Source organism: Photorhabdus tasmaniensis (genome assembly GCF_011189505.1).
Lineage (GTDB): Bacteria > Pseudomonadota > Gammaproteobacteria > Enterobacterales > Enterobacteriaceae > Photorhabdus > Photorhabdus tasmaniensis.
Map to the genome: position 1 here is coordinate 1 of NZ_PUJU01000196.1, position 575 is coordinate 575.

Annotated in this window: 1 protein-coding gene; it reads left to right on the forward strand. The window is 53.9% G+C overall.

The window, feature by feature from the left end:
• Positions 1–575: type VI secretion system Vgr family protein (vgrG, locus tag C5471_RS23505; RefSeq protein WP_166296648.1), on the forward strand; the 575-nt coding region annotated here is incomplete at both ends.

Consider the following 575-nt stretch of genomic DNA (forward strand, 5'->3'; position numbering starts at 1 on the left):
GAACAACACAACCCCGGCGATCATCTTTGATCACAGCCGCTACAAACTGAACGTGTGGAAAAATACCGCGCCACTGGATGTGGTGGCGTTTAGCGGGCAGGAATTCTTAAGCCGGCCTTTTCGTTACACCATTGAATTCACCAGCTCGGTGAAGGATATCAAACCGGCGCAGATGCTGATGCGGGACGCCGCGTTTACCCTGACATCGGCCGCGATTAATCCGGGAATGCGAGGCATACCGGTGATACCGCCGGCACCGTTGCGCACAATCTACGGCGTGATCAGTGGATTTAAACTGTTGTCCACCTCGCGGGATGAAAGCCATTACGAAGTGACTCTGGAGCCGCGACTGGCCCTGTTGTCACGAAGCCACCAATTCGCGATTTATCAAAAGATGTCGGTGCCGGAGATTGTGGAAAAAATCCTGCGTGAACGTCACGGTTTTCGCGGTCAGGATTTCTTATTCACCCTGGCGTACCCCTGCCCGAAGCGGGATCAGGTGATGCAATACGGCGAAGACGACTTACATTTTGTGCAACGCCTGCTGGCGGAAGTGGGGATCTGGTACAAACTGA